This window comes from Lysobacter sp. TAF61, assembly GCF_052113485.1.
GTDB lineage: Bacteria > Pseudomonadota > Gammaproteobacteria > Xanthomonadales > Xanthomonadaceae > Lysobacter_J.
Window position 1 is genome coordinate 333,300 of the sequence record NZ_JBFRDH010000003.1, and the last position, 20,794, is coordinate 354,093.

Below are 20,794 nucleotides of genomic sequence, written 5' to 3' on the forward strand. Positions count from 1 at the left end.
GAGGGAGACTTTTTCTAACCCGCGGGGCGCGAGGGCTGTCAGACTAGTGTCATGGTCAGGGTATTGCTAGTTGACGATCACGCGATCGTCCGCGAGGGCTTCAAGCGCCTCTTTGAAAACACCGAAGGTTACGAAGTCCTGGCGGAGGCCTCGACCGTGGCCGACGCCGTGGCGGCCGCCCGCGCGCATTCGCCGGACATCGCCGTCCTCGATCTGAGCCTGAGCGCGGGCAACAGCGGCCTGACCCTGCTGGGGCAGCTGGCCACCGTTGTGCCCGACGTGCGACGGGTGGTGCTGAGCATGCACGACGACCCCGGGCTGGTGCTGCGGGCGCTGGACCTGGGCGCGCATGGCTACGTCACCAAGGCCGCCGCCGTGGATGAACTGGTCGGCGTGCTCGATCGGGTCATGCAGGGTGAAATCGTGCTCAGCAGCGATCTCAACGCCACCGTGCAACGGCCGGTCGCCTCGCGCTTGACGCCGCGCGAAGCCGAAACCCTGCGCGGCCTGCTGTCGGACCTGCCGCCGAAGGCGATCGCCAGCGAGCTGGGCATCAGCGTAAAGACCCTCTACCGCCATCGCGCCAACCTGATGGAAAAGCTGGGCGCGCGCACCGTTGGCGAACTGGCGCGAATTGCGCGCGAACGCGGACTGCTGACGATGTGGGGTCGCTGAGAAAGCGCCCTCATCCGCCCTTCGGCCACATTCTCCCGCGTGCGGGAGAAGGGATATGACTACTCCAGCTGCGACGCCGCAAACGCCGCATCCAGCGCTTCCATCGCATCGACCGGCTTGAGCTTGGCTGCCTTCTCGTACGCAGCCGCGGCGGCATCTTCCTGTTTGTCGCCATGCAGCAGCATCAACACGTTGCCGTGCTCGATATGGGCGATGGGCGAGTCCGGCGTCAGTTTCAACGCGGTCTTGATGTGCTTCTCCGCTTCTGCAGCCTTCGCGCCGTAGGTCAGGCCGCCGATCATCCCGCCGACCTTGCCGATGATCTCGGCGTGGTACAGCGCCATCGCCGTGTGTGCCTCGGCGTGCGTTGGCGACAGCGCCAACGTTTTGTCCAGCGCGCCGCGCACCTTGCCGGCGATGCCGGCCTTGAGCGCCTTGGCGATGCTCAGGCCCTGGCTGTAACGGCCCAGTGCGAAGGCATGGCGATAGTGGCTGTTGGCGTCGTCTGGCAGAGCCTTCACTGCCGCCTCGGCAATCTTCGCCGCCTGCTCGAAACGCTTGAGCTTTTCCGCGTCGTCGTCGACGAGGTAAGTGGCGTGGATGCCGATCGCCTTCACCGCGACCGACGCGCCGGCCGGGCCGAGTGCTTCGCCGGCATCGAACGCCGCCTTGAAGTCGCCGTGGTGGAAGCTGCGCCAGGCGTCCTGCAAGGCGTTTGCCAGCGCGTCGGCATCCAGCCCCTTGGGCGCGGCCTTGCCGGCGGCGGAAATCAACGCCGAGGCGCGCTTGCTGTCCGGGAAGGGCTCGGTGTCGCCGGCATGCAGCTTCGGCCAGGCCTTCTTGAGCGCGTCGCCGGCATAGGCGAAGCCCTTGGCGTCATGCGGAAACGCTGCCCAGCTGGATTTGGCGGCCATCTGCGGTCCTTGTCGGCGGGTCGGGACGGGCAGCATCTCGCCAGTGGACGGGACATGGCAAGGGGTGCGAGGCCCTTAGTGTGTTTGCTCGATCGCTCGCCACGAAAGTGGGCGCCAAAGCCGGGCATTCCGCCTGGATATGGAGTTTCCGATGGCGGCTGTGAAGCGCAAGTCCGGCGCAGCGAGCAAGACCACGCTGCGTCACGTCTGGTTGGCCGGCCTGGGCCTGGTCGCAGTCTCGCGCCGCGCAGCGCTGGCGGCACCGGCCCGTGCATCGGCGCGGATCGATGCGTTGCAGCGTGGCGCGCAGGCGCTGGCTGGCACGGCCGGTGCGCGCATGCGCCAGGTGGAACCGCGCGTGGTGCAGTTCAGCAGCGACGTCGAGGCGCGACTGGCGCCGGTGCTCGACAAGCTCGGGTTGAAGCCGAAGGCCAAGCGCCAGCTGCGCACCGCGACCAGGAAGCCGCAGTCGCGTCGCGCGACGCGTGCGCCGGCGAAGCGGGCCGCGGCTCAGTCCAGGTAAGCGCGCGTCAGCGTATTGAGGTGCACCCGCTCGGCGTCGCGCAGGAACGGCGCCAGCAGCATCATCACCTGCACGATGCCGTCGCGGATCGCCGCGTGTTCGTCCTTGTCGCCGCGCGCGGCGGCGTAGTTCAACCAGAACGTGGCGATCACCAGCACGTTGGTCGCGGTCGCTGCCACTTCGTCCTTCGACGCCCGCATGATCCCGGCCTGCACCAGGCCGCGCATGACCGTGTGCGCCTGCTCGTCGGCACGGCGCAGGATGCGGGCGAAGCGCAGCCGCAGGCGGCGGTTGCGGCTGAGGATCTCGACCAGGTCGCGATGCAGGAAGCGGTAATCCCAGATGCACTCGAACACCAGGTGCAGTTGCAACCAGATGTCCTCCAGGCCGGGCAATCGTCCCTGCGGCGCGGCGAGCGCGGCGTCCATGCGCTCCTCGAAGCGCGCGAACAGCTGCTCGATGATGTCGTCCTTGTTGCGGAAGTGGTAGTACAGATTGCCCGGGCTGATCTCCAGCTCGTCGGCGATATGGTTGGTGGTGACGTTCGGCTCGCCCAGCGCGTTGAACATGGTCAACGCGCTCTCAAGGATGCGCTGGCGGGTCTGTTTCGCCATCAGTTCTCTCGTGGGGCGGAGGGGACGCGTGTGAGGGTCGGGTGAAAATCAGGCGCGCAGCCGCTTGACCAGGTCGATGTACTTCTTCTTGGCGTCGTCGGTAGAGGTGCCCTTGAGCTTGGCCCAGGCCTCGTACTTGGCGGTGCCGACGAAGTCGAAGAATCCCGGCTTGGGACCGCTGACATCCCCTTCGGAGCCCTGCTTGTAAAGCGCGTACAGCCGCAGCAGCGTCTCATTGTCGGGGCGGTCGGTCAGCGTTTTGACATCCTTGGCGGCCTGCTCGAAGTCCTGCTGTAAACCGGTGTTTCGCAGATCGGACATGGGTCGCCCCTCCCGGCGGCCAAGATGGTGCGGGCATTACCGCACGCACCGCAGGGGTGGTCAATACGCCCGGGAATTGTCGCGCGCGACCGGCTCTGGCAACGTAGGCCCATTACGCCGCCAAGCGGCATGCTCAAGGTCAGGGAGTGGGACATGAGTTATTTCGTCACGGGCGCGACGGGTTTCATCGGACGCTTCCTCGTCAGCAAGCTGCTCAAGCGCAAGGGCACCATCTATGTGCTGGTGCGCAAGGACTCGCACAAGAAGCTTGATGCCATCGCCAAGAAGATGGGATGGGACAGCAAGCGCGTGGTCCTGGTCGATGGCGACATGACCCAGCCCAACTGCGGCGTCAGCGCCGCGCAGCTTCGCGCGCTCAATGGCAAGGTCAAGCACTTCTTCCATCTGGCGGCGATCTACGACCTCACCGCCAACGCCGAATCGCAACGTGCGGCCAATATCGACGGCACCCAGAACGCACTCGACCTGTCGGTGGCGATCAAGGCCGAAGTGTTCCACCACACCAGTTCGATCGCGGCGGCCGGCCTGTACCAGGGCGTGTTCCGCGAGGACATGTTCGACGAGGCCGAAGGTCTGGACGATCCGTACCTGCGCACCAAGCACGATTCGGAAGGACTGGTGCGGCGCGAATCCCGGATCAAATGGCGCATCTACCGGCCGGGCATGGTCGTGGGCCACTCGCAGACCGGCGAGATGGACAAGATCGACGGCCCTTACTACTTCTTCACCTTCCTCAAGAAGCTGCGCGAGCTGCTGCCGCCGTGGATGCCGATGCTCGGCCTGGAAGGCGGGCGCATCAACGTGGTGCCGGTAGACTTTGTGGTCGATGCGATGGACCACATCGCCCACAAGCCGCGCCTGGACGGGCATTGCTTCCACCTGACCGATCCAGAACCGATGCGCGTGGGCGAGGTGCTCAACACCTTCGCCCGCGCCGGCCATTCGCCGGAAATGACCATGCGCATCGATGCGCGCATGTTCGCCTTCATCCCCGGCAGCGTGCGCGGCATGGTAGGCAACCTGCCGCCGGTGCGGCGCTTCGTCGGGATGCTGCTGCGCGACTTCAAGATTCCCAAGGCGACACTGAAGTTCCTGACCTATCCCACGCGCTTCGACAACCGCGAGGCCGAGCGTGCGCTCAAGGGCAGCGGCATCCATGTTCCACCGCTGGAAGGGTATGCCTGGCGCCTGTGGGACTACTGGGAGCGCCATCTCGACCCGGACCTGTTCGTCGACCGCTCGCTCAAGGGCAAGGTGCGCAACAAGGTCGTGGTCATCACCGGTGGTTCGTCGGGCATTGGCCTGGCGACGGCGCAGCGCGTGGCAGAGGCCGGCGCGATCACGGTGATCGTGGCGCGTGGCGAGATCGAGCTGTTCAAGGCGCGCGACGAGATGAAGGCCGCCGGCGGCAAGGTGTTCGCCTACACCGCCGACCTGGCCGACATGGAGGACTGCGACCGGCTGGTGAAGACCGTGCTCGAGGAGCACGGCCGCGTCGACGTGCTGGTCAACAACGCCGGCCGTTCGATCCGGCGTTCGATCGAGCTCAGCTACGACCGCTTCCATGACTTCGAGCGGACGATGCAACTCAACTACTTCGGCAGCCTGCGCCTGATCATGGGTGTCATGCCGGGCATGGTCCAGCGCCGCAAGGGCCACATCATCAACATCAGTTCGATCGGCGTGCTGGCCAATTCGCCGCGTTTTTCGGCCTATGTCGCCTCGAAGGCGGCGCTCGATGCATGGAGCCGCTGCGCCCAGGGCGAGTTGTCCGGCAAGGGCATCAGCTTCACCACCATCAACATGCCGCTGGTGAAGACGCCAATGATCGCGCCGACCAAGATGTACGACTCGGTGCCGACGCTGACGCCGGACGAAGCCGCCGACCTGGTCGTGAAGGGGATCATCGAACGACCCAGCCGGATTGCGACGCGACTGGGCATCACCGCTTCGGTGCTCAATGCGCTCGCGCCGAAGGCCTACGAGGTGATCATGAGCACCGCGTTCGAGCTGTTCCCCGATTCGGCGGCGGCACGTGGCGACAAGCAGGCGCTACGGGGCGAGGTCAAGCCGAGCAACGAGCAGATCGCGTTCGCCTCGCTGATGCGAGGCGTGCACTGGTAGCGATTCAGTAGCTGCTGCACTGCAGGAACCGCACCGTCCGCTGGCTTTCCGCCGGCGGCTGCAGTTGCAGGCGTGAGGCGCGCAGCGACTCGTAGCGGTTGAGCACTGCGCACACTTCCTGCACGTGCAGTTCCTGGACATCCTCGCGTTGCTGGATGAACAACGTCGAGCTGGTCGACCACAACACCCGCTCGACCCACGGCAGGGCGGAGATGGCGTGGATGACTTCGCCGCGCTCGAACTGTTCGCGATTGGGATCGGCCGGTGCCGCGGCGATCAGGGCAGGCTCGTTGGCCTGCGCGGCGGGCGTGCCCGGCGCCGCAGACGGGCGCTGGGCGAGCGGCGGAGCGGTGACTTGTGCCGTGTCCGGCGCGCCCTGCATCACGGCGGGCAGGAAGCCCACCGCCACGCCCAGCACGATCGCGCCCAGCCATGTGATGACGATCTCGCGGATGCTGCGCTTGCGTGCGCTCGCGGTCAGGTCTTCGCGCAGCGAGGAGGGCAGCATCTGGCTGACCAGCGCCCACAGTGCCGTGCCGTCGTAGAGCTCCATTTCGCCGCCAGCCTTGCGCGCCTCGGCGTCGATCCGCGCCGGCGTCGCGAGGATGCCGCCGGCGGCACCGTTGAAGCGGACCGCATCGGCCAGCTCGCGCACGCTCGCCGCACCCAGGCGCGAGCGGGCGCCGGCCTGCTTGCAGGCCAGCAGCCACGTGCGGCCTTCGCGCATCAGGCGGATCTCGGCCTGCGGTCCGTGCTCGAGGGTCTGCTCGACCGATTCGGCGACAAAACCGCGGGCATGGAGGGCTTCGATCACCAGCCGCGAGAACTCGCGCCAGCGCATGCCGGCCAGGGCGTCGATGCCGGCGGCGGTTTCTGCCTGGCGCTGGCGGACCAGCCACAGGTAGGCCGTGGCCAGGGCACCGGAAAGGACAACGACTACGGTCGCAATCAAAGGGGAAAAGCCGGCCGACATGCATGACTCTGTTGGTTCAGGGCCCGCGAATATACGCCAGCTTCATCTCAACTCGCATGGCAGAGTTCGCACTGCAAAAAGAAAGCCCGCCAGTCCGAAACCGTAAGGGGAGGGGAGCATACGGAAGCGCGGACTGGCGGGCTTGTTTGTGCGCGCGGCGGTTGGCCGTGCGGTAAAGCGGCAGGGACGGCCTGGGCCGGCCCCGGTAGGTCAGTTGCGGCGGGTCAGGACGCGGCGGACTTGCGCGGCTTGCGTGCTGCCGGCGACTTGGCAGCCTTGGCGGCCTTCTTCGCTGCCGGTGCCTTGCGCGCGGCGGCCGGCTTGCCGCCCTGGCGGCGCAGTTCGGCAGTGAGCGCATCGACCTTGCGGCTGAGTTCGGTCAGGTCGTCGCGGCCCGGCACGCCGAGCTTGATCAGGGCGCGGTTGACGCGCTCCTCGAAGACCTTTTCGAGGCGGTCCCAGGTATCGGCGGCGCGGTCGCGTGCCTGGCCAACCCGGGATTCCACGACGTCACGGACGGCATCGGCCTGGCCACCGGCGAACTTGCGCGCGGTCTGCTCCAGGGTCATGCCTTCCTTGATCAGCGCGTCGAACAGCTTGGTGCCTTCGGCCTGCGCGCGAGAGAACGCGCCCACGCCAGCCAGCCAGATCTGCTGCGCCGATTCGCTCAGGCTGCGCGAGAGCTGTTCGGCCTTGTCGGCTTCGGCCTTGCTTGCCTTGCTGCCAGCGGTGCTGCGACCAGTGCTGGTGCGGCCGGTGCTGGCCTTCTTGGCCGCCTTCTTGAACTTCGCCATGCGGGTTCCCTCGATGGGAGTGGCTGATGTGCCACCACCATCGCCCCGCGCTCTAGAGCTTTCACACCAGCGAGGAATCAGCGACGGCGGCGAGCGGCGACCAGGCGGCCGACATCGTCCAGGGCGCGGTCGAGCCTGGCGGTGGTTTCGGTGTGCCGGGTCGGCATGTCGAGGCCGTCGAGGATCGAGCGCCCGGCATCGACGATCAGGTCGGTGCGCAGGTGGATGCCGTGCGCGGCCAGCTGCGGGCCCAGGGTGTCGGCGCGACGGTGCAGGTCGGCCAGGGTGTTGCGGTAGGCGATCTCGCAGATGCGCCGGCGCGCCGAGAAACTGAAGGCGTTGGTGAAGAACAGCTCGCCGTCCTCGGCATTGGGTTCGAAGATGAGCTGGTCGATGTCCGGGTACTGCTGGGCGTAGCGCGCCAGGCCGACCTGCATGCGCGACTGCAGCAGCGTGCGGAAGGTCTGCGACAGCACCGCCGGCAGGCCGCCTGCGGCGAGGCTGCGCTCGCGGCTGACGGCAACGCCGGCATCGCCCTTGTTGAAGGGGACGAGCGGGTTGATGCCGATGAGCAGGTCGATGTCGCGCTCGAGCAGCACCGAAGCGTTCATGGTCCGGCGCAGCGCGCCATCGACGAAGTGGCGGCCGCGGACCTCGACCGGCGGATACAGGCCGGGCAGGGCGGCACTGGCCTGGACCGCGGTGGAGATCGGCACGTCGTTCCAGCCCTCGCCGCCGAAACGCACGACGTCGCCGCTGTCGAGGTCGACCGAAATGACGTAAAGGGTGGCGTCGAGTTCACGGAAATCGTTGCTGCGCCCGCGCCGGGTGAACACGTCGCGCAGGAATTCCTCGACCCGGGCATTGTCGAACAGCCCGGTCGGCACCAGCCCGCCGAAGCGCATCAGCAGGTCCGACCAGCGCGCTTCCTTGCCCGAGCACAGCATGTCCTGACCCCACTGCGCGGCCAGGCGCGGCAGGCCGGCGGCACGGCGCAGGTATTCGAAGATCGCTGGGCGCAGGAAGGTCTCCGGACGGAACTGCACGTCGTCGCTGTCGCCGGTGATGAAGATCCGGCACATCTGCGCGGTGTCCATGCGGTTGGCCAGGCCGGCAGCCAGGAAGGCGCCGCTGCTGACGCCGACGTAGCTGTCCAGGCGGGTGAGGTCGAGGCCATCGAGAGCTTCGTCGAGCGCGCGCAGGGCGCCCAGCTCGTACATGCCGCCGATCGGGCCGCCGCCGGCAACCGCCAGGCCTATCCGGCTGGGGCGATCGGAGCGGATGCGCGGCCGGTGCCGGGCGGAATGGACTGACAGCATGGAGGCACGGGTTGCGGGGTTGACCCGAGTGTAGCCGGGTTCGGCGGGCGCCACCGGCCCGTCCGGTTTGCCGCACAAGCGCTATTGCCGGGGCGCGCGTGGCGGGCGGCCGGGGTGGCTTGCAGGGGCCGGCGGCGGCCGCGATCATCGGCCTGATGTCCCCGCACACGCCCAGTGGCAGCCACCGTCGTCGTCCCCTGGCGCAACGGCTGCAATGGCTGCTGCACGAGCACCAGGCGCTGCACGATCCGGCGCAGGAGCCGCGCAACCGCCTGCGCTGGCTGCCGGAGGTGCGGCGCTGGCAGGCGCGGCGGCTGGAAGCCAGTTTCGACCAGTTCCTCAGCGACCCCAGGCGTCGCCCGGCCGCGCAGTTCTTCCTCAGCGACGTTTACAACGACCACGACTTCAGCCGCCGCGACGCCGACATCGCCAAGGTCCTGCCGATGATGCAGCGCCTGTTGCCGACCGGTTTGCTGGAGACGGTGGCGGACGCGATCGAGCTGGGCCTGCTCACCCATGCCTTCGACCTGCGCATGGCCCAGGTGCTGCAGGAGCTCGGCGGGCAGCGCCGCAAGCTCAACGCCGAGCTCTATGCGCGGGCGTACCGGCAGGCCGGCCTGCCGCGGCTGCGCTCGCACCAGATCGACCTGATTTCGCGGGTCGGCCTGGGCCTGGGCAATGCCCTGCGCATGCCCGGCATTTCGATGCTGCTCAAGCTGTCCCACGGGCCGGCGAAGGCCACGGGCCTGTCGGAACTGCAGGGGTTTCTCGAGCGCGGCTTCGAGGCGTTCTCGAAGCTCGGCGACGTGCGCAGTTTCATCGCCGAGATCGAAGTCGACGAGCGCGAGGTGTCGCAGCGCGTGTTCGCTGGCGAGCCGGATCCGTTCCGCGGGCAGATCGACTGAGGTCGTCCCGGCCCGCGGCGGTGGCCTCAGGCGAAGCGTTCGTCGAGGACGCGCTTGATCTCGGCTTCGATCGGGCCCTTCATCGTGCTCAGCAGGAATCCCAGCTTCGCGGTGACGTGAAGTTGCTCGGGCTCCAGCTCGATGTGGCCATCGACGCCGCTGCGATTGAAGTTGAGGACGTCGCCGTCCCAGGCGTAGTCCATGCCGAAGCGCTCGGACAGTTTCTCGGCCACTTCCTGCACGGCCTGGCGGGCCTGGTCGGGCGAGAGCGAATGGGCGTGGTGGATATCGATGTTCGACATGTCTGGTCCTCCGAAGTGCCGGTATTGTGCGGGCACCACCCCCTCCATCCAAGTGTGCGACGCATGCTAGATTGCGCGGGCGTGAATTCCCTCAGACTGCGATTCCAAAACCGTGAACATGCCGACCTGGCGCTGAGCCCGGGCGTGCATGCCATTGGCTATGACAGCCAGGCCGCGCTGCGCCCGGTGTCCGGCGATGCGGCGCTGGTGCAGTTCTGCGTGGACCGTCGCGGCGTCTGGCTGCAGGTTCGCGAAGGCGCGCACGGCCTTCACGTCAACGGCCGACCGGTGCGGCGGATGGCGATGCTGCGTGTTGGCGACGCGATCTTCGTCGACGGCATCGAGCTGTTGCTGCTCGCCGCCGACCCGCTGCCGGCACCGGTCGATTACGGATTCTCCGGCGGCGCCGACACGCGGATGCTGCTGCGTGGCGTCGGCGGCCCCCATCACGGCCGCAGCTTCACCCTTGACCGGGCGCGGACCGTGGGCCGTGCCGGCGAGTGCGACATCCGCATCAACGAGGCGTCCTTCGTCGACCGCCATGCCCGCCTGGAAGCCCACGCCGACGGCGTGGTCCTGCGCGACCTGGGTTCGGTCGAAGGCAGCATCGTCAACGGCCGGCCGGTGCGCCACGCGCTGCTGCAGCCGGGCGATCAGGTGGTCTTTGGCAGCCAGCACCGGTTCGTCGTCGAGGCGCCGGTGCAGCGCATGGCCGGCATCGAGGCCAGCGCTCCTGCTCCGGTCCGCACCGCCCCCGTCGAGGAGCCGCGTGCGCCTTCGACCTTGCCGCAGTCGGTCCGGCGCATGCCCTGGCTGTTGCTGGCGGCGTTGCTGATCGCCGCCGCGCTCAGCTTGTTGCTGCTGTACGGCGCGCGTTGAGCGCGCGCAGCTTCTTCCACGCCCGCCAGCCCAGCAGCAACGCCAGGATGCCGGCGTACAGGGCCGGTTCGCGGATGTCGGATTTGACCAGCCACCAGAAGTGCAGCACCGCCAGCACGGCGATGACATAGACCAGCTGGTGCAGGCGGGCCCAGTTGCGGCCGAGCCTGCGGATCGCCGCCTGGGTCGAGGTGATGGCCAGTGGCAACAGCAACAGCCACGCCGCGAAGCCGACGGTGATGTAGGGGCGCTTGACGATCTCGCTGAAGATCGTCGCCCAGTAGCCACGCAGGTCGAGCACCAGGTACGCGCTCAGGTGCAGCGTTGCGTAGGCGAAGGCGTACAACCCCAGCATCCGGCGGAAGCGCAGCAGGGCCGGCTGGTTGCTCAGTTGCCGCAACGGCGTGATCGCCAGGGTGATCATCAGGAACCGCAACGCCCACAGGCCGAGCCGATGCTCGATCGCCGCCACCGGGTCGGCGCCCAGGCCGCCGCTGCCGGTGAGGAACTCGGCACGGATCTGCCACGCCAGGATCGCCGCCGGCGTCAGCGCCAGCAGGTGCACCACGGCCTTGCTGGCGAACAGGGCCCTGGGGCCGGGTCGCCACACGCTCATGCCCGCCACGCCGTCAGAACCACTTCTTCAGGTCGAGGCCGGTGTACATCCCGGCGACCTGGTCGGCATAGCCGTTGAACATGCGCGTCGGGATGCGTTCGGCAAACAGCTTGCTGGCCGTGCCGGCAATGCGGCGCTCGCTCTTCTGGCTCCAGCGCGGATGGTCGACGTTGGGATTGACGTTGGAGAAGAAGCCGTACTCGCTGGGCTGGGCTTCGTGCCAGGCCGTCTCCGGCATCTTCTCGACGAAATCGATGGCCACGATCGACTTGATCGACTTGAAGCCGTACTTCCATGGTGCGACCAGCCGCAGCGGAGCACCGTTCTGCTGCAGCAGCGGCTTGCCGTAGATGCCGGTGGCCAGCAGCGTCAGCGGGTTCATCGCCTCGTCGATGCGCAGCCCCTCGCGGTAGGGCCAGTCGAGCGCGGGATAGCCCACGCCCGGCATCTGCTTTGGATCGGCCAAGGTGGTGAAAGCCACGTACTTGGCCTGCGACGTCGGCTCGAAGCGCTTGAGCACCGCGGCCAGCGGCACGCCCAGCCACGGGATCACCATCGACCAGCCCTCGACGCAGCGCAGGCGGTAGACGCGTTCTTCCGGGGTAAGTCCCTTGATCAGGTCGTCGAGCGAAAGTGTGCCGGGTTTGGCGCAATGGCCGCCGACGGCCACCGACCACGGACGCGTGCGCAGCGTTCGCCCGGCCTGCGACGGGTCGGCCTTGCCGGTGCCGAACTCGTAGAAATTGTTGTAGCTGGTGACGTCCTCGTAGCGGGTCAGCACTTCGTCGGTGCGGAAGCCCGAGCGCGCCTGTGCCGGCGTTATCGCCACCTTTGGCGGAGGCGGCGGCTCGGCTCCGGAGCAGCCGGGCAGGGCCAACGCCGGCGCCGCGGCGACCGCGGCCAGGAGCTGCCGTCGCCCGCGGTAAACCGCTTCGTCGGTGATGTGCGATGAGGGGATCTTCAGTGCGTCACGCAGTGACATTGTGCTGCTCCGGATCGGTACGGCGATGCGCGGGGGGAGCGCACCATTCACGACTATAGAGGGCGCGAGCGCGGGAAAAGTTGCGCGGGTAACCATGAATCCGTTACCTGTTGCAGTGCGGCATACTTGGCCGCTCAGCGCCAATCCCCCTGTGAACCCTTACCTGACTGGAGCGTTCGATGTCCCGCGCCTTCAACTTTGCCGCCGGTCCCGCAACCCTGCCCGAGCCGGTCCTGCGGCAGGCCCAGGAAGAACTCCTGGACTGGCACGAAGTAGGCGCCTCGATCGTCGAGCTTAGCCACCGGGGGCCGGAGTTCATGAAGGTCGCCGCACAGGCCGAGGCCGACCTGCGCAGCCTGGTCTCGGTCCCGGACGACTATGCGGTGTTGTTCCTGCAGGGCGGGGCGACGCTCCAGCAGGCGCTGATGGCACTCAACTTCACCTCGCCGGGTCAACGTGTCGACTACGTCGTGACTGGGCATTGGGGCAAGACTGCACTGAAGCAGGTCCGGCCGTACTGCGACGTCAACATCGCCGCCGATGGCGAGGCGGGTGGTTTCCGCGACATCCCGGCCCGCGACACCTGGCAGCTTTCGCCCGATGCCGCCTATGTCCACTACACCGCCAACGAAACCATCCACGGTGTCGAGTTCCGCGACATTCCCGACGTCGGCGACGTGCCGCTGTTTGCCGATTTCAGTTCTTCGATTGCCTCCGAGCCGCTGGATGTCTCCCGCTTCGGGCTGATCTATGGCGGCGCGCAGAAAAACCTCGGCCCGGTCGGCGTAGCGGTCGTCATCGTCCGCCGAGACCTGCTGGAACGTGCCGGCCAGCCGCGTGCGGAGATCCTCGACTATCGCGCCCACCTCAAGGGCGACTCGATGCTCAACACGCCGCCGACCTGGAACTGGTACCTGGCCGGCCTGGTGTTCAAGTGGATGCTGGCGGAGGGCGGCGTGGAAGAGTTCGCCCGCCGCAACGCGCGCAAGGCCGGCCTGTTGTATGACGCGATCGACCACTCCGGTGGCTTCTATCGCAATGAAGTGGCGCCGGCGGCGCGTTCGCGCATGAACGTGCCGTTCTTCCTGCACGACCCCGCGCTCGATGCCGCCTTCCTCGAGCAGGCCGCACAGCACGGCCTGATCTCGCTCAAGGGCCACCGCGTGCTCGGCGGCATGCGCGCGTCGATCTATAACGCGATGCCGGAAGAGGGCGTGCAGACGCTGGTGGCCTTCATGCGCGATTTCCAGCAGCGCAACGGCTGACGATCCGCTCCTCTCCCGTCCGCGGGCGAGGGGGCTCAAGAGACAACAAGGCGATACACGAAATGAGCAGCAACAAGAAGTCGCCGGCCAAGCCGGCAGCAAAGAAGACCCCGGCCAAGGCCACCAAGGCCATCAAGGCAGCGGCAGGCAAGGTGTCGAAGGTGGCCAAGGCCGCCGGCGCAGGCAAGGGCACGGCTGCCGCAACGGCCCCGGCAGCACCGGCCTCGCTGGCATCGCCCGACCTGCTTGCCTTGCGCGAGCGCATCGACGGCATCGACCGCCACATCCAGCAGCTGATCGCCGAGCGTGCGCAGTTCGCCAACCAGGTCGGCAAGGCCAAGGGCAAGCTCGCCGCCGCGGTCGACTACTACCGCCCCGAGCGCGAGGCGCAGGTGCTGCGTCGCGTGGTCGATCGCAATGACGGCCCGCTCAACGATGAAGTCCTGGTGCGCCTGTTCCGGGAAATCATGTCGGCATGCCTGGCGCAGCAGGAGCCGCTGAAGATCGGCTACCTCGGGCCGGAAGGCACCCATTCGCAGCAGGCCGTGTACAAGCACTTCGGCCACTCCATCCACGGCCTGCCGCTGGGCAGCATCGAGGAAGTGTTCCAGGAAGTGGAGGCCGGCCATGCCGACTTCGGCGTGGTGCCGGTGGAGAACTCCACCCAGGGCACCATCCAGTCGACGCTGGACATGTTCCTGACGTCCAAGCTGAAGATCTGCGGCGAAGTCGAACTGCGCGTGCACCAGCACCTGCTCTCGCGCAGCGGCCGCATGGAGGACATCGAGCGCGTCTACTCGCACCCGCAGTCGTTCGCCCAGTGCAAGGCCTGGCTGCGCCAGTACCTGCCCAAGGCGGAGAAGATCGCGGTCGGCAGCAATGCCGAGGCGGCCCGGCGCGCGCGAAGTGCCGACGACGCTGCCGCCATCGCCGGCATCAGCGCCGCCAACGTCTACGGGTTGAAGTCCATCGCCGGCCCCATCGAGGACCGTCCCGACAACACCACGCGCTTCCTCGTGCTTGGCCGCGAACTGTTCACCACCTCGGGCAACGACCGCACTTCGCTGCTGGTGTTCATCAAGGACCAGCCGGGCGCGCTGCATCACGTGCTGGCGCCGTTCGCCCGGCACGGCCTGAGCATGAACCGGATCGAGTCGCGCCCGGGCCATACCGGCCTGTGGCAGTACGCGTTCTTCATCGACGTCGGTGGCCATGTCCATGACGAGGCGATGCGCCGCGCGCTGGACGAACTGGACGAGTACGCACAGGAAGTGAAGGTGCTCGGGTCCTACCCGGTGGCGATCGCATGAGCCTGGCGGCTGGCCACAACGGGGCAGGGCGCGCCGGCGAGCGTCCGGCGTTCGACGAGGCCTGGTTCGCCAGTCGCGCCAGTGCCGGCGTGCAGCGCCTGCGCGCCTACGACCCCGGCCACGACCTGGTCGGGATGCGCAAGCGCTTTGGCGAGGCCAACCTGGTCGAGCTCGGTTCCAACGAGAATCCCTATGGCCCGTCGCCGGCCGCGCGCCAGGCGGTGGTCGAGCAGTTGCAAGCGCTGCACCGCTATCCCGATCCGCTCGGCGCCGACCTCAAGCGGGCACTGGCGGCCAGGCATGGCGTCGATCCGGCGCAGATCCTGCTCGGCAATGGCTCGCACGAACTGCTGATGCAACTGGGCCAGGTGTTTGCCGGGCCCGGTGACGAAGTGGTCTGCTCGCGGTACGGATTCGCGGTGTTTGCATTGGCCACGCAGGCAGCCGGCGCCACGCTGCGGATGGTCGACGCGCTGCCGCGCGACCACGCCGTGATGCCGCTGGGTCACGACCTGGACGCGATCGCCCGGGCCATTGGCGCGAAGACGAAGCTGGTCTTCCTGGCCAATCCGAACAACCCGACCGGCACCTGGTTTGGTCGCCAGGCCTTTGAGGCCTTCATGGCGCGCGTGCCGGCCGAGGTGATCGTCGTCGTGGACGAGGCCTACGCCGAGATGGCGCAGGCCGATGCCGATGCCGCCAGCGCGCTGCCCGCACTGGCCGCGTACCCGAACCTGCTGCTCACCCGCACCTTCAGCAAGGCCTATGGCCTGGCCGGCATGCGCGTGGGTTACCTGATCGGCGCGCCGGGCCTGGTTGCGGTGATGGAGCGCCTTCGCGAGAGCTTCAATGTCAACGGCCCAGCGCTCGCCGCCTGCGAAGCCGCGCTGGGCGACGAGGCGCACCTGCAATGGGCCTGCGAGTGCAATGCTGCGCAGCGCGCCGAACTGGCTGCGCAGCTTGGGCAGCGTGGGCTGCGCGTATACCCGTCGCAGACCAATTTCGTGCTGGTCGAGTTCGGTCCGCGCACGGCGCAGATTGAGGCAGACCTCGTCGCGCGCGGCATGGTGTTGCGACCGATGGGGGGCTACGGCCTGCCCGAGTGCCTGCGCATCACCGTCGGCACGGCCGACGAGAACCGTCGCCTGCTGGCGGCACTGGACGCGGTGCTGGCATGAGCACGGAATCAGGCACTGGCAACACCCGCCAGGACTGGATCGCCCGCAGCGGTGGACACCCGTTGCGCGGCAACCTTCGCGTGCCCGGCGACAAGTCGGTCTCGCACCGCGCGATCATGCTTGGCGCACTGGCCGAAGGCACGACCCGGATCAGCGGTTTCCTGGAAGGCGAGGACACGCGCGCCACCGCGCGCGTCTTCGAGCAAATAGGCGTACGCATCGAAACCCCGAGCGCAAGCGAACGCATCGTCCATGGCGTCGGCCTGCACGGCCTGGTCGGCAGCAGCAACCCGCTCGACTGCGGCAATGCCGGCACCGGCATGCGCTTGCTTGCCGGAGTACTTGCCGGGCAAGCGTTCGACAGCGTGCTGGTCGGCGATGCTTCGTTGTCGAAGCGGCCTATGCGCCGCGTGACCGAGCCGTTGTCGCAGATGGGCGCCGTGATTGGTTCGCAGGAGGGCGGGCTGCCACCGTTGCGGATCCGTGGTGGCGCCAGCCTGCATGGCATCGACTACGCCTCGCCGGTGGCGAGCGCGCAGGTGAAGTCCGCGCTGCTGCTGGCCGGCCTGTACGCGCACGGCGAGACCAGCGTGCACGAACCACACCCGACGCGCGACTACACCGAACGCATGCTGGCCGCCTTCGGCTGGCCGATCGAGTTCTCGCCCGGGCACGCGCGACTGAGCGGCGGCCATCGGCTGGTGGCGACGGACATCGCGGTGCCGGCAGATTTTTCCTCGGCGGCATTCTTCATGGTGGCCGCCAGCATCGTTCCCGGTTCCGAGATTCGACTCGAGGCCGTCGGCATGAACCCGCGCCGGACCGGTCTGCTGACCGCCCTGCGGCGGATGGGTGCCGACATCCGCGAGGAGAACGCCAGCGAGCAGGGTGGCGAACCCGTTGCCGACCTGCTGGTGCGGTACGCCCCGTTGCGCGGCATCGACATCGGCGGCGACCTGGCGCCGGACATGATCGACGAGTTCCCGGCCCTGTTCGTCGCCGCCGCGTGTGCGCAGGGCAACACCACCATCCGCGACGCCGCCGAGCTGCGCGTGAAGGAGTCCGACCGCATCGCCACCATGGCGCAGGGCCTGCGCGCGCTGGGCATCGAGGTTCAGGAGCACCCCGACGGGGCGACCATCGTGCCCGGGCCGATCGGCGCCGGCACAGTCGACAGCCACGGTGACCACCGCATCGCCATGAGCTTCGCCGTGGCCGCGCAGCGTGCAGCGGGTGAGGTGCGCGTGGCCGATATAGCCAACGTTGCAACGTCGTTCCCCGGATTTGAATCCCTTGCCGCTTCAGCTGGCGTATGGCTGAGCACGGCGCCGTGACTTAGACTCGAAAGGTCTTGTCCGTGTCCCCCGAAGCCAAGATTGTGTCCCAGCAGACTTTTCACACGGGCATGACCGGCCGCCGTGCGGGTCGGAATGTGCCCGCGGCAGCCGTCGTGTCTGCCCACGTGTCCCCGCGATTGCTGCGGGTCGCTTTGTGCGGCCTGGGATTCCTGGCGTTCTTCGCCATGACCGACTTCGGTCTGTACCTGCGCCCGGAGTCTGGTGCGGCGATCGCCCTGCTGGCCATGTTGTTCGCCGGCTGGGCGCCGTGGCGGGAGCTGAAGGCATTGCCGGTCGTGCGGGTGCTGGGCATCTTCATCGCCTTCCTGCTCGTGCACGCGGCATATGCGACCTGGGTCGTGCCCCAGACCGATTACTCGGGCCAGCTGTCCATCGTCGCCAAGCTGGTCCGGCTGGGCGTGTTCTGCTGCGTCGTGGGCTGGTGGCTGTCGATCCATCCGCGCGCCATTCCAGGGCTGCTGGGGCTGATGGTGCTGGGTCTGCTCGTGGCCGTGCTGTACCACATGCCGTGGCATTCGCTGCCGGGCATCTGGGATGGCCAGGTGCGCCCGCGATTCGGCATACCGGAGAACCTCAGCGGCCAGTTGGCTGCGGTCGGTGGCTGGCTGGCGATGTGCCTGTTGATCGGCGTCTGGCGCGACCATCCACGCGGCCAGCGTCGCGGCTGGCTGATCGCGGCGGGGTTGATCGCCTATGCCGGCAGCTTCTGCGTTCTGCTGTTCTCGCAGTCGCGTGGCGCCTGGCTCGCATTCCTCTCGGCCACGCCAGTGGCCATCCTGGGTTACTGGCTGACGCGGCGTCCGCGCGGGCTGCGGTCGCTGCCGTGGCAGCCGATCGCGCTGGTGGCGGTGATCTCGGTGCTGCTGACGTTGGCGGCGTGGGACATTTTCTCGGTGCGCTTTGCCGGCGCTGACCGGTTGCTGCCGGTCGCGGAGGAGGCTTCAACCTCGGTGGCCGCGACCGGGTCGCCGACGCCGTCGCCTGATGCCACCGCGCCTGCCCGTAACAGCACCGCGTCTGCTGAACCGGCAGCAGCCAGACCCGCTGGAAATCCGGGCATCCCCGCGGCGGTCTCCGAGGCTTCTGCCGACGTTCCGCCCACCAGTACCATCGACACCACGGTTCCTGGCAACAAGGCCATCGGCATCCGTATGCGTCTGTACGAGCTGGGCGTCGCGCGTTTCAAGGAGCGCCCGCTGCTGGGATGGGGCCTGGACTCCACGCCAGTGCTGATCGACGCCGCGCACCTGGACCTGGCCGGCGAACACCATGTCCACCTGCACAACTCCTACCTCGATGCGCTGGTGGGGATTGGGCTGGTGGGCTCGTTGTTGCTGCTGCTGGTGTTCGCCATGGTGATGCGCGAGCTCTACCTGGCATGGCGCACCGGGATCATTTCCACCGCGAGCTTCTGGGCGCTGATCGGCTGCGTCGGCATCGTCCTGGTCGCCAACTCGTTCGATTCGCTGCTATGGCGTTTCGAGTACGCGCGCGCGCCGCAGGAGCTGCTGTTTGGCTGCTGCATCGCCTATGCATTGATCCGGCGCCGCGGTTCGGCCGCCGGCGCGTGACGCTAGCGCTGGGCGTCGAACCTGATCGGCACGATCACCGAGCCACTGGCCGGCTGGCCATTGCTCATGGCCGGACGAAAACGCCAGCGGCGAACGGCGTCCACTGCGGCACGATCGAGATAGCGTGATCCGCTGCTGCCTTCGACGCTGACCTGTGCCGGAACGCCATCGGCTCCGATCTCGACCCGCACGTTGACGGTGCCACTTTCGCCACGACGCAACGACTGGGTTGGGTATCGCGGCGAGGGCGTCTGACCCGGAAGCGGTTCGGGCCGGGTAGTGGCAACGGCAACCGGCGCCGGGGCGGGGTGCGGCAGGGTCGGGGGCGCAACGGGAGGCGCGGTCTCCACCAGGCGCGGTTGTTCGTCGCCTCCGGTGGTGTCGCTGCCCGGTGGCTTGGCCACGCGACTGGCGCTGTCGGCTCCTGCGGCCGGCATGGGCGCAGGCAGTGGGGCGTAGTCGGGCGAAGCGGTGGTGGGCAACGAGCCGACATCGCGTCCGGCGTCGCGGTTTCGACCCAGGGACAGGACCAGGGCAAACAGCACCAGGCCTGCCATGAACGCCAGCAGGACCCACAGCAGTGAGCGTCGGGATGGCAGCCAGCTGGACAGCGAAGCTGCCGACGGAAGGCGCGGGGTCGCAGGAGCGGATAGGGACATGGGCCGTCCGTCAGGGATTCTCAGGCGATTCTGACCATCGCAGCGTTAATGATTCGGCAACCAGACGGCTCGGGATGCCGCTGAGTGCCATTCCACGCGATAATCGCGACCTCGATCACCCCACGCCCCCGACATGCTCGATCCGAACCTGCTGCGCCAAAACCCCGCCGAACTCGCGCTGCGCCTGCGCCAGAGCCGGGGCTACGACCTCGACGCCAATGCGCTGGAAGCGCTGGAAGGCGAGCGCAAGCAGATCCAGGTCCGGACCCAGGAGCTGCAGAACCTGCGCAATACCCGTTCCAAGGCGATCGGAATGGCCAAGGCCAAGGGCGAGGACGTGGCGCCGCTGATGGCCGAAGTCGCCGGCTTCGGCGATGAGCTCAAAGCCAGCGAGGCGCGCCTGGAAACCATCCGCGGCGAGATCGAGGCGATCGCCTTGACCCTGCCCAACCTGCCGCACGAATCGGTGCCGGCCGGGCAGGACGAAAGCCACAACGTCGAGCAGCACCGCTGGGGCACGCCGCGTGCTTTCGAATTCGCGGTCAAGGACCACGTCGAACTGGGCGCACGCAACGGCTGGCTCGACGGCGACACCGCGGCCAAGCTCAGCGGCGCGCGCTTCACCGTGCTGCGCGGGCAGCTCGCTCGCCTGCATCGCGCGCTGGCGCAGTTCATGCTTGACCTGCACACCAATGAGCACGGCTATCAGGAAACCAGCGTGCCGTTGCTGGTCAACGCCGACAGCATGCGCGGCACCGGCCAGCTGCCGAAGTTCGAGGACGACCTGTTTGCCACCGTGGTCGGCGACGGCGAGAGCGCGCACAAACGCTACCTTATCCCGACCTCGGAAGTGCCGCTGACGAACATCGTGCGCGACGAGATCGTCGAGGCCGAGGCACTGCCGTTGCGCATGACCGCGCATTCGATGTGCTTCCGCGCCGAAGCCGGCAGCCACGGCCGCGATACCCGCGGCATGATCCGTCAGCACCAGTTCGAAAAGGTGGAGCTGGTCACCATCGCGCAGCCGGAAGAGAGCTACGCCGAACACGACCGCATGACCCGCTGCGCCGAAGTGGTGCTGGAGAAGCTCGGCCTGCCGTATCGCCGCGTGCTGCTGTGTACCGGCGACATGGGCTTTGCCGCGACCAAGACCTACGACCTGGAGGTCTGGCTGCCTTCGCAGGACACCTACCGCGAGATTTCCTCGTGCTCCAACTGCGAGTCGTTCCAGGCGCGGCGCATGCAGGCGCGCTGGCGCAATCCGGCGACGGGCAAGCCCGAGCTGGTGCATACCCTCAACGGTTCGGGCGTGGCCGTGGGCCGTGCGCTGATCGCGGTGATGGAGAACTACCAGAACGAGGACGGCTCGATCACCGTGCCCGACATCCTGCGTCCGTACATGGGCGGCCAGGAGCGGATCGCCTGACGCTCCCGCATTGAATGACCGGTTCCGACCGGACAAAAAAAACGGGCCCGCATCGCGGGCCCGTT

Annotated in this window: 21 protein-coding genes; 11 read left to right on the plus strand and 10 right to left on the minus strand. The window is 67.8% G+C overall.

Going from position 1 to position 20,794, the window contains the following annotated elements; translation table 11 throughout:
* Positions 1 to 51 precede the first annotated feature (51 nt).
* Positions 52 to 675 carry a response regulator gene (locus AB4Y64_RS09165; RefSeq protein ID WP_441816135.1) on the plus strand — a complete coding sequence of 208 codons (624 nt, stop codon included), beginning with the start codon at positions 52 to 54 and terminating at the stop codon, positions 673 to 675.
* A gap of 59 nt (positions 676 to 734) precedes the next feature.
* On the opposite strand, the gene AB4Y64_RS09170 is transcribed toward AB4Y64_RS09165, so the two are convergent.
* Positions 735 to 1,589, minus strand: coding sequence for a hypothetical protein (locus AB4Y64_RS09170; protein WP_441816136.1), 855 nt, complete (start codon positions 1,587 to 1,589; stop codon positions 735 to 737).
* A 151-nt stretch (positions 1,590 to 1,740) separates the two neighbouring features.
* On the opposite strand from AB4Y64_RS09170, the gene AB4Y64_RS09175 reads away from it, so the two are divergent.
* Positions 1,741 to 2,112 carry a hypothetical protein gene (locus AB4Y64_RS09175; RefSeq protein WP_441816137.1) on the plus strand — a complete coding sequence of 124 codons (372 nt, stop codon included), beginning with the start codon at positions 1,741 to 1,743 and terminating at the stop codon, positions 2,110 to 2,112.
* Here the strand turns inward: AB4Y64_RS09175 and AB4Y64_RS09180 are convergent.
* Both AB4Y64_RS09180 and AB4Y64_RS09185 read right to left on the minus strand, forming a co-directional pair.
* Positions 2,100 to 2,726, minus strand: a complete 627-nt coding sequence (locus tag AB4Y64_RS09180) for a TetR/AcrR family transcriptional regulator (protein ID WP_441816138.1) — start codon at positions 2,724 to 2,726, stop codon at positions 2,100 to 2,102. The two genes, AB4Y64_RS09175 and AB4Y64_RS09180, sit on opposite strands and share 13 nt — an antisense overlap.
* A 48-nt stretch (positions 2,727 to 2,774) precedes the next feature.
* Positions 2,775 to 3,047, minus strand: coding sequence for an acyl-CoA-binding protein (locus AB4Y64_RS09185; protein WP_441816139.1), 273 nt, complete (start codon positions 3,045 to 3,047; stop codon positions 2,775 to 2,777).
* Between the two features lie 153 nt (positions 3,048 to 3,200).
* Between AB4Y64_RS09185 and AB4Y64_RS09190 the strand changes: the two genes are divergently transcribed.
* Complete coding sequence (locus AB4Y64_RS09190; RefSeq protein WP_441816140.1) at positions 3,201 to 5,192, plus strand: SDR family oxidoreductase; 1,992 nt, start codon at positions 3,201 to 3,203, stop codon at positions 5,190 to 5,192.
* 4 nt (positions 5,193 to 5,196) lie between these two features.
* On the opposite strand, the gene AB4Y64_RS09195 is transcribed toward AB4Y64_RS09190, so the two are convergent.
* The 3 genes from AB4Y64_RS09195 to AB4Y64_RS09205 form a co-directional block, all read right to left on the minus strand.
* Positions 5,197 to 6,144, minus strand: coding sequence for a restriction endonuclease (locus tag AB4Y64_RS09195; protein ID WP_441816141.1), 948 nt, complete (start codon positions 6,142 to 6,144; stop codon positions 5,197 to 5,199).
* 245 nt (positions 6,145 to 6,389) lie between these two features.
* Positions 6,390 to 6,959: a phasin family protein gene (locus AB4Y64_RS09200; protein WP_441816142.1), complete on the minus strand. Its 570-nt coding sequence runs from the start codon at positions 6,957 to 6,959 to the stop codon at positions 6,390 to 6,392.
* Positions 6,960 to 7,036: 77 nt separating this feature from the next.
* Positions 7,037 to 8,278 (minus strand): patatin-like phospholipase family protein, encoded by a 1,242-nt coding sequence (locus AB4Y64_RS09205; RefSeq protein WP_441816143.1) that lies wholly within the window; start codon positions 8,276 to 8,278, stop codon positions 7,037 to 7,039.
* Positions 8,279 to 8,433: 155 nt separating this feature from the next.
* Between AB4Y64_RS09205 and AB4Y64_RS09210 the strand changes: the two genes are divergently transcribed.
* Positions 8,434 to 9,183, plus strand: a complete 750-nt coding sequence (locus AB4Y64_RS09210) for an FFLEELY motif protein (protein ID WP_441816144.1) — start codon at positions 8,434 to 8,436, stop codon at positions 9,181 to 9,183.
* Between the two features lie 26 nt (positions 9,184 to 9,209).
* Here the strand turns inward: AB4Y64_RS09210 and AB4Y64_RS09215 are convergent, their stop codons facing one another.
* Positions 9,210 to 9,485 (minus strand): polyhydroxyalkanoic acid system family protein, encoded by a 276-nt coding sequence (locus AB4Y64_RS09215; protein ID WP_441816145.1) that lies wholly within the window; start codon positions 9,483 to 9,485, stop codon positions 9,210 to 9,212.
* 81 nt (positions 9,486 to 9,566) lie between these two features.
* Between AB4Y64_RS09215 and AB4Y64_RS09220 the strand changes: the two genes are divergently transcribed.
* A complete protein-coding gene (locus AB4Y64_RS09220) occupies positions 9,567 to 10,364 on the plus strand; it encodes an FHA domain-containing protein (RefSeq protein WP_441816146.1) in 798 nt (265 codons plus the stop codon).
* On the opposite strand, the gene AB4Y64_RS09225 is transcribed toward AB4Y64_RS09220, so the two are convergent.
* Both AB4Y64_RS09225 and msrP read right to left on the minus strand, forming a co-directional pair.
* Complete coding sequence (locus AB4Y64_RS09225) at positions 10,333 to 10,980, minus strand: protein-methionine-sulfoxide reductase heme-binding subunit MsrQ (protein WP_441816147.1); 648 nt, start codon at positions 10,978 to 10,980, stop codon at positions 10,333 to 10,335. The genes AB4Y64_RS09220 and AB4Y64_RS09225 overlap by 32 nt on opposite strands.
* 13 nt (positions 10,981 to 10,993) lie before the next feature.
* On the minus strand, positions 10,994 to 11,962 hold the full coding sequence (gene msrP, locus AB4Y64_RS09230) for a protein-methionine-sulfoxide reductase catalytic subunit MsrP (protein ID WP_441816148.1): 969 nt from the start codon (positions 11,960 to 11,962) through the stop codon (positions 10,994 to 10,996).
* Positions 11,963 to 12,141: 179 nt separating this feature from the next.
* Between msrP and serC the strand changes: the two genes are divergently transcribed.
* The 5 genes from serC (at position 12,142) to AB4Y64_RS09255 (ending at position 18,644) form a co-directional block, all read left to right on the plus strand.
* Positions 12,142 to 13,227, plus strand: coding sequence for a 3-phosphoserine/phosphohydroxythreonine transaminase (serC, locus tag AB4Y64_RS09235; RefSeq protein WP_441816149.1), 1,086 nt, complete (start codon positions 12,142 to 12,144; stop codon positions 13,225 to 13,227).
* A gap of 62 nt (positions 13,228 to 13,289) precedes the next feature.
* Positions 13,290 to 14,537, plus strand: a complete 1,248-nt coding sequence (pheA, locus tag AB4Y64_RS09240) for a prephenate dehydratase (protein ID WP_441816150.1) — start codon at positions 13,290 to 13,292, stop codon at positions 14,535 to 14,537.
* Positions 14,534 to 15,715: a histidinol-phosphate transaminase gene (hisC, locus tag AB4Y64_RS09245; protein ID WP_441816151.1), complete on the plus strand. Its 1,182-nt coding sequence runs from the start codon at positions 14,534 to 14,536 to the stop codon at positions 15,713 to 15,715. Before pheA ends, hisC begins: the two co-directional genes overlap by 4 nt.
* The gene (gene aroA / locus AB4Y64_RS09250; RefSeq protein WP_441816152.1) at positions 15,712 to 17,049 is read left to right on the plus strand and encodes a 3-phosphoshikimate 1-carboxyvinyltransferase; all 1,338 of its coding nucleotides are present in this window, start codon (positions 15,712 to 15,714) and stop codon (positions 17,047 to 17,049) included. Before hisC ends, aroA begins: the two co-directional genes overlap by 4 nt.
* 128 nt (positions 17,050 to 17,177) lie before the next feature.
* Positions 17,178 to 18,644, plus strand: a complete 1,467-nt coding sequence (locus AB4Y64_RS09255) for an O-antigen ligase family protein (RefSeq protein ID WP_441816153.1) — start codon at positions 17,178 to 17,180, stop codon at positions 18,642 to 18,644.
* Between the two features lie 2 nt (positions 18,645 to 18,646).
* Here AB4Y64_RS09255 and AB4Y64_RS09260 read toward each other — a convergent pair whose 3' ends face one another.
* On the minus strand, positions 18,647 to 19,303 hold the full coding sequence (locus AB4Y64_RS09260; protein WP_441816154.1) for an energy transducer TonB: 657 nt from the start codon (positions 19,301 to 19,303) through the stop codon (positions 18,647 to 18,649).
* Positions 19,304 to 19,436: 133 nt separating this feature from the next.
* Here AB4Y64_RS09260 and serS point away from each other — a divergent pair, with 133 nt between their 5' ends.
* Positions 19,437 to 20,729, plus strand: coding sequence for a serine--tRNA ligase (gene serS, locus AB4Y64_RS09265; protein WP_441816155.1), 1,293 nt, complete (start codon positions 19,437 to 19,439; stop codon positions 20,727 to 20,729).
* Positions 20,730 to 20,794: the final 65 nt, after the last annotated feature.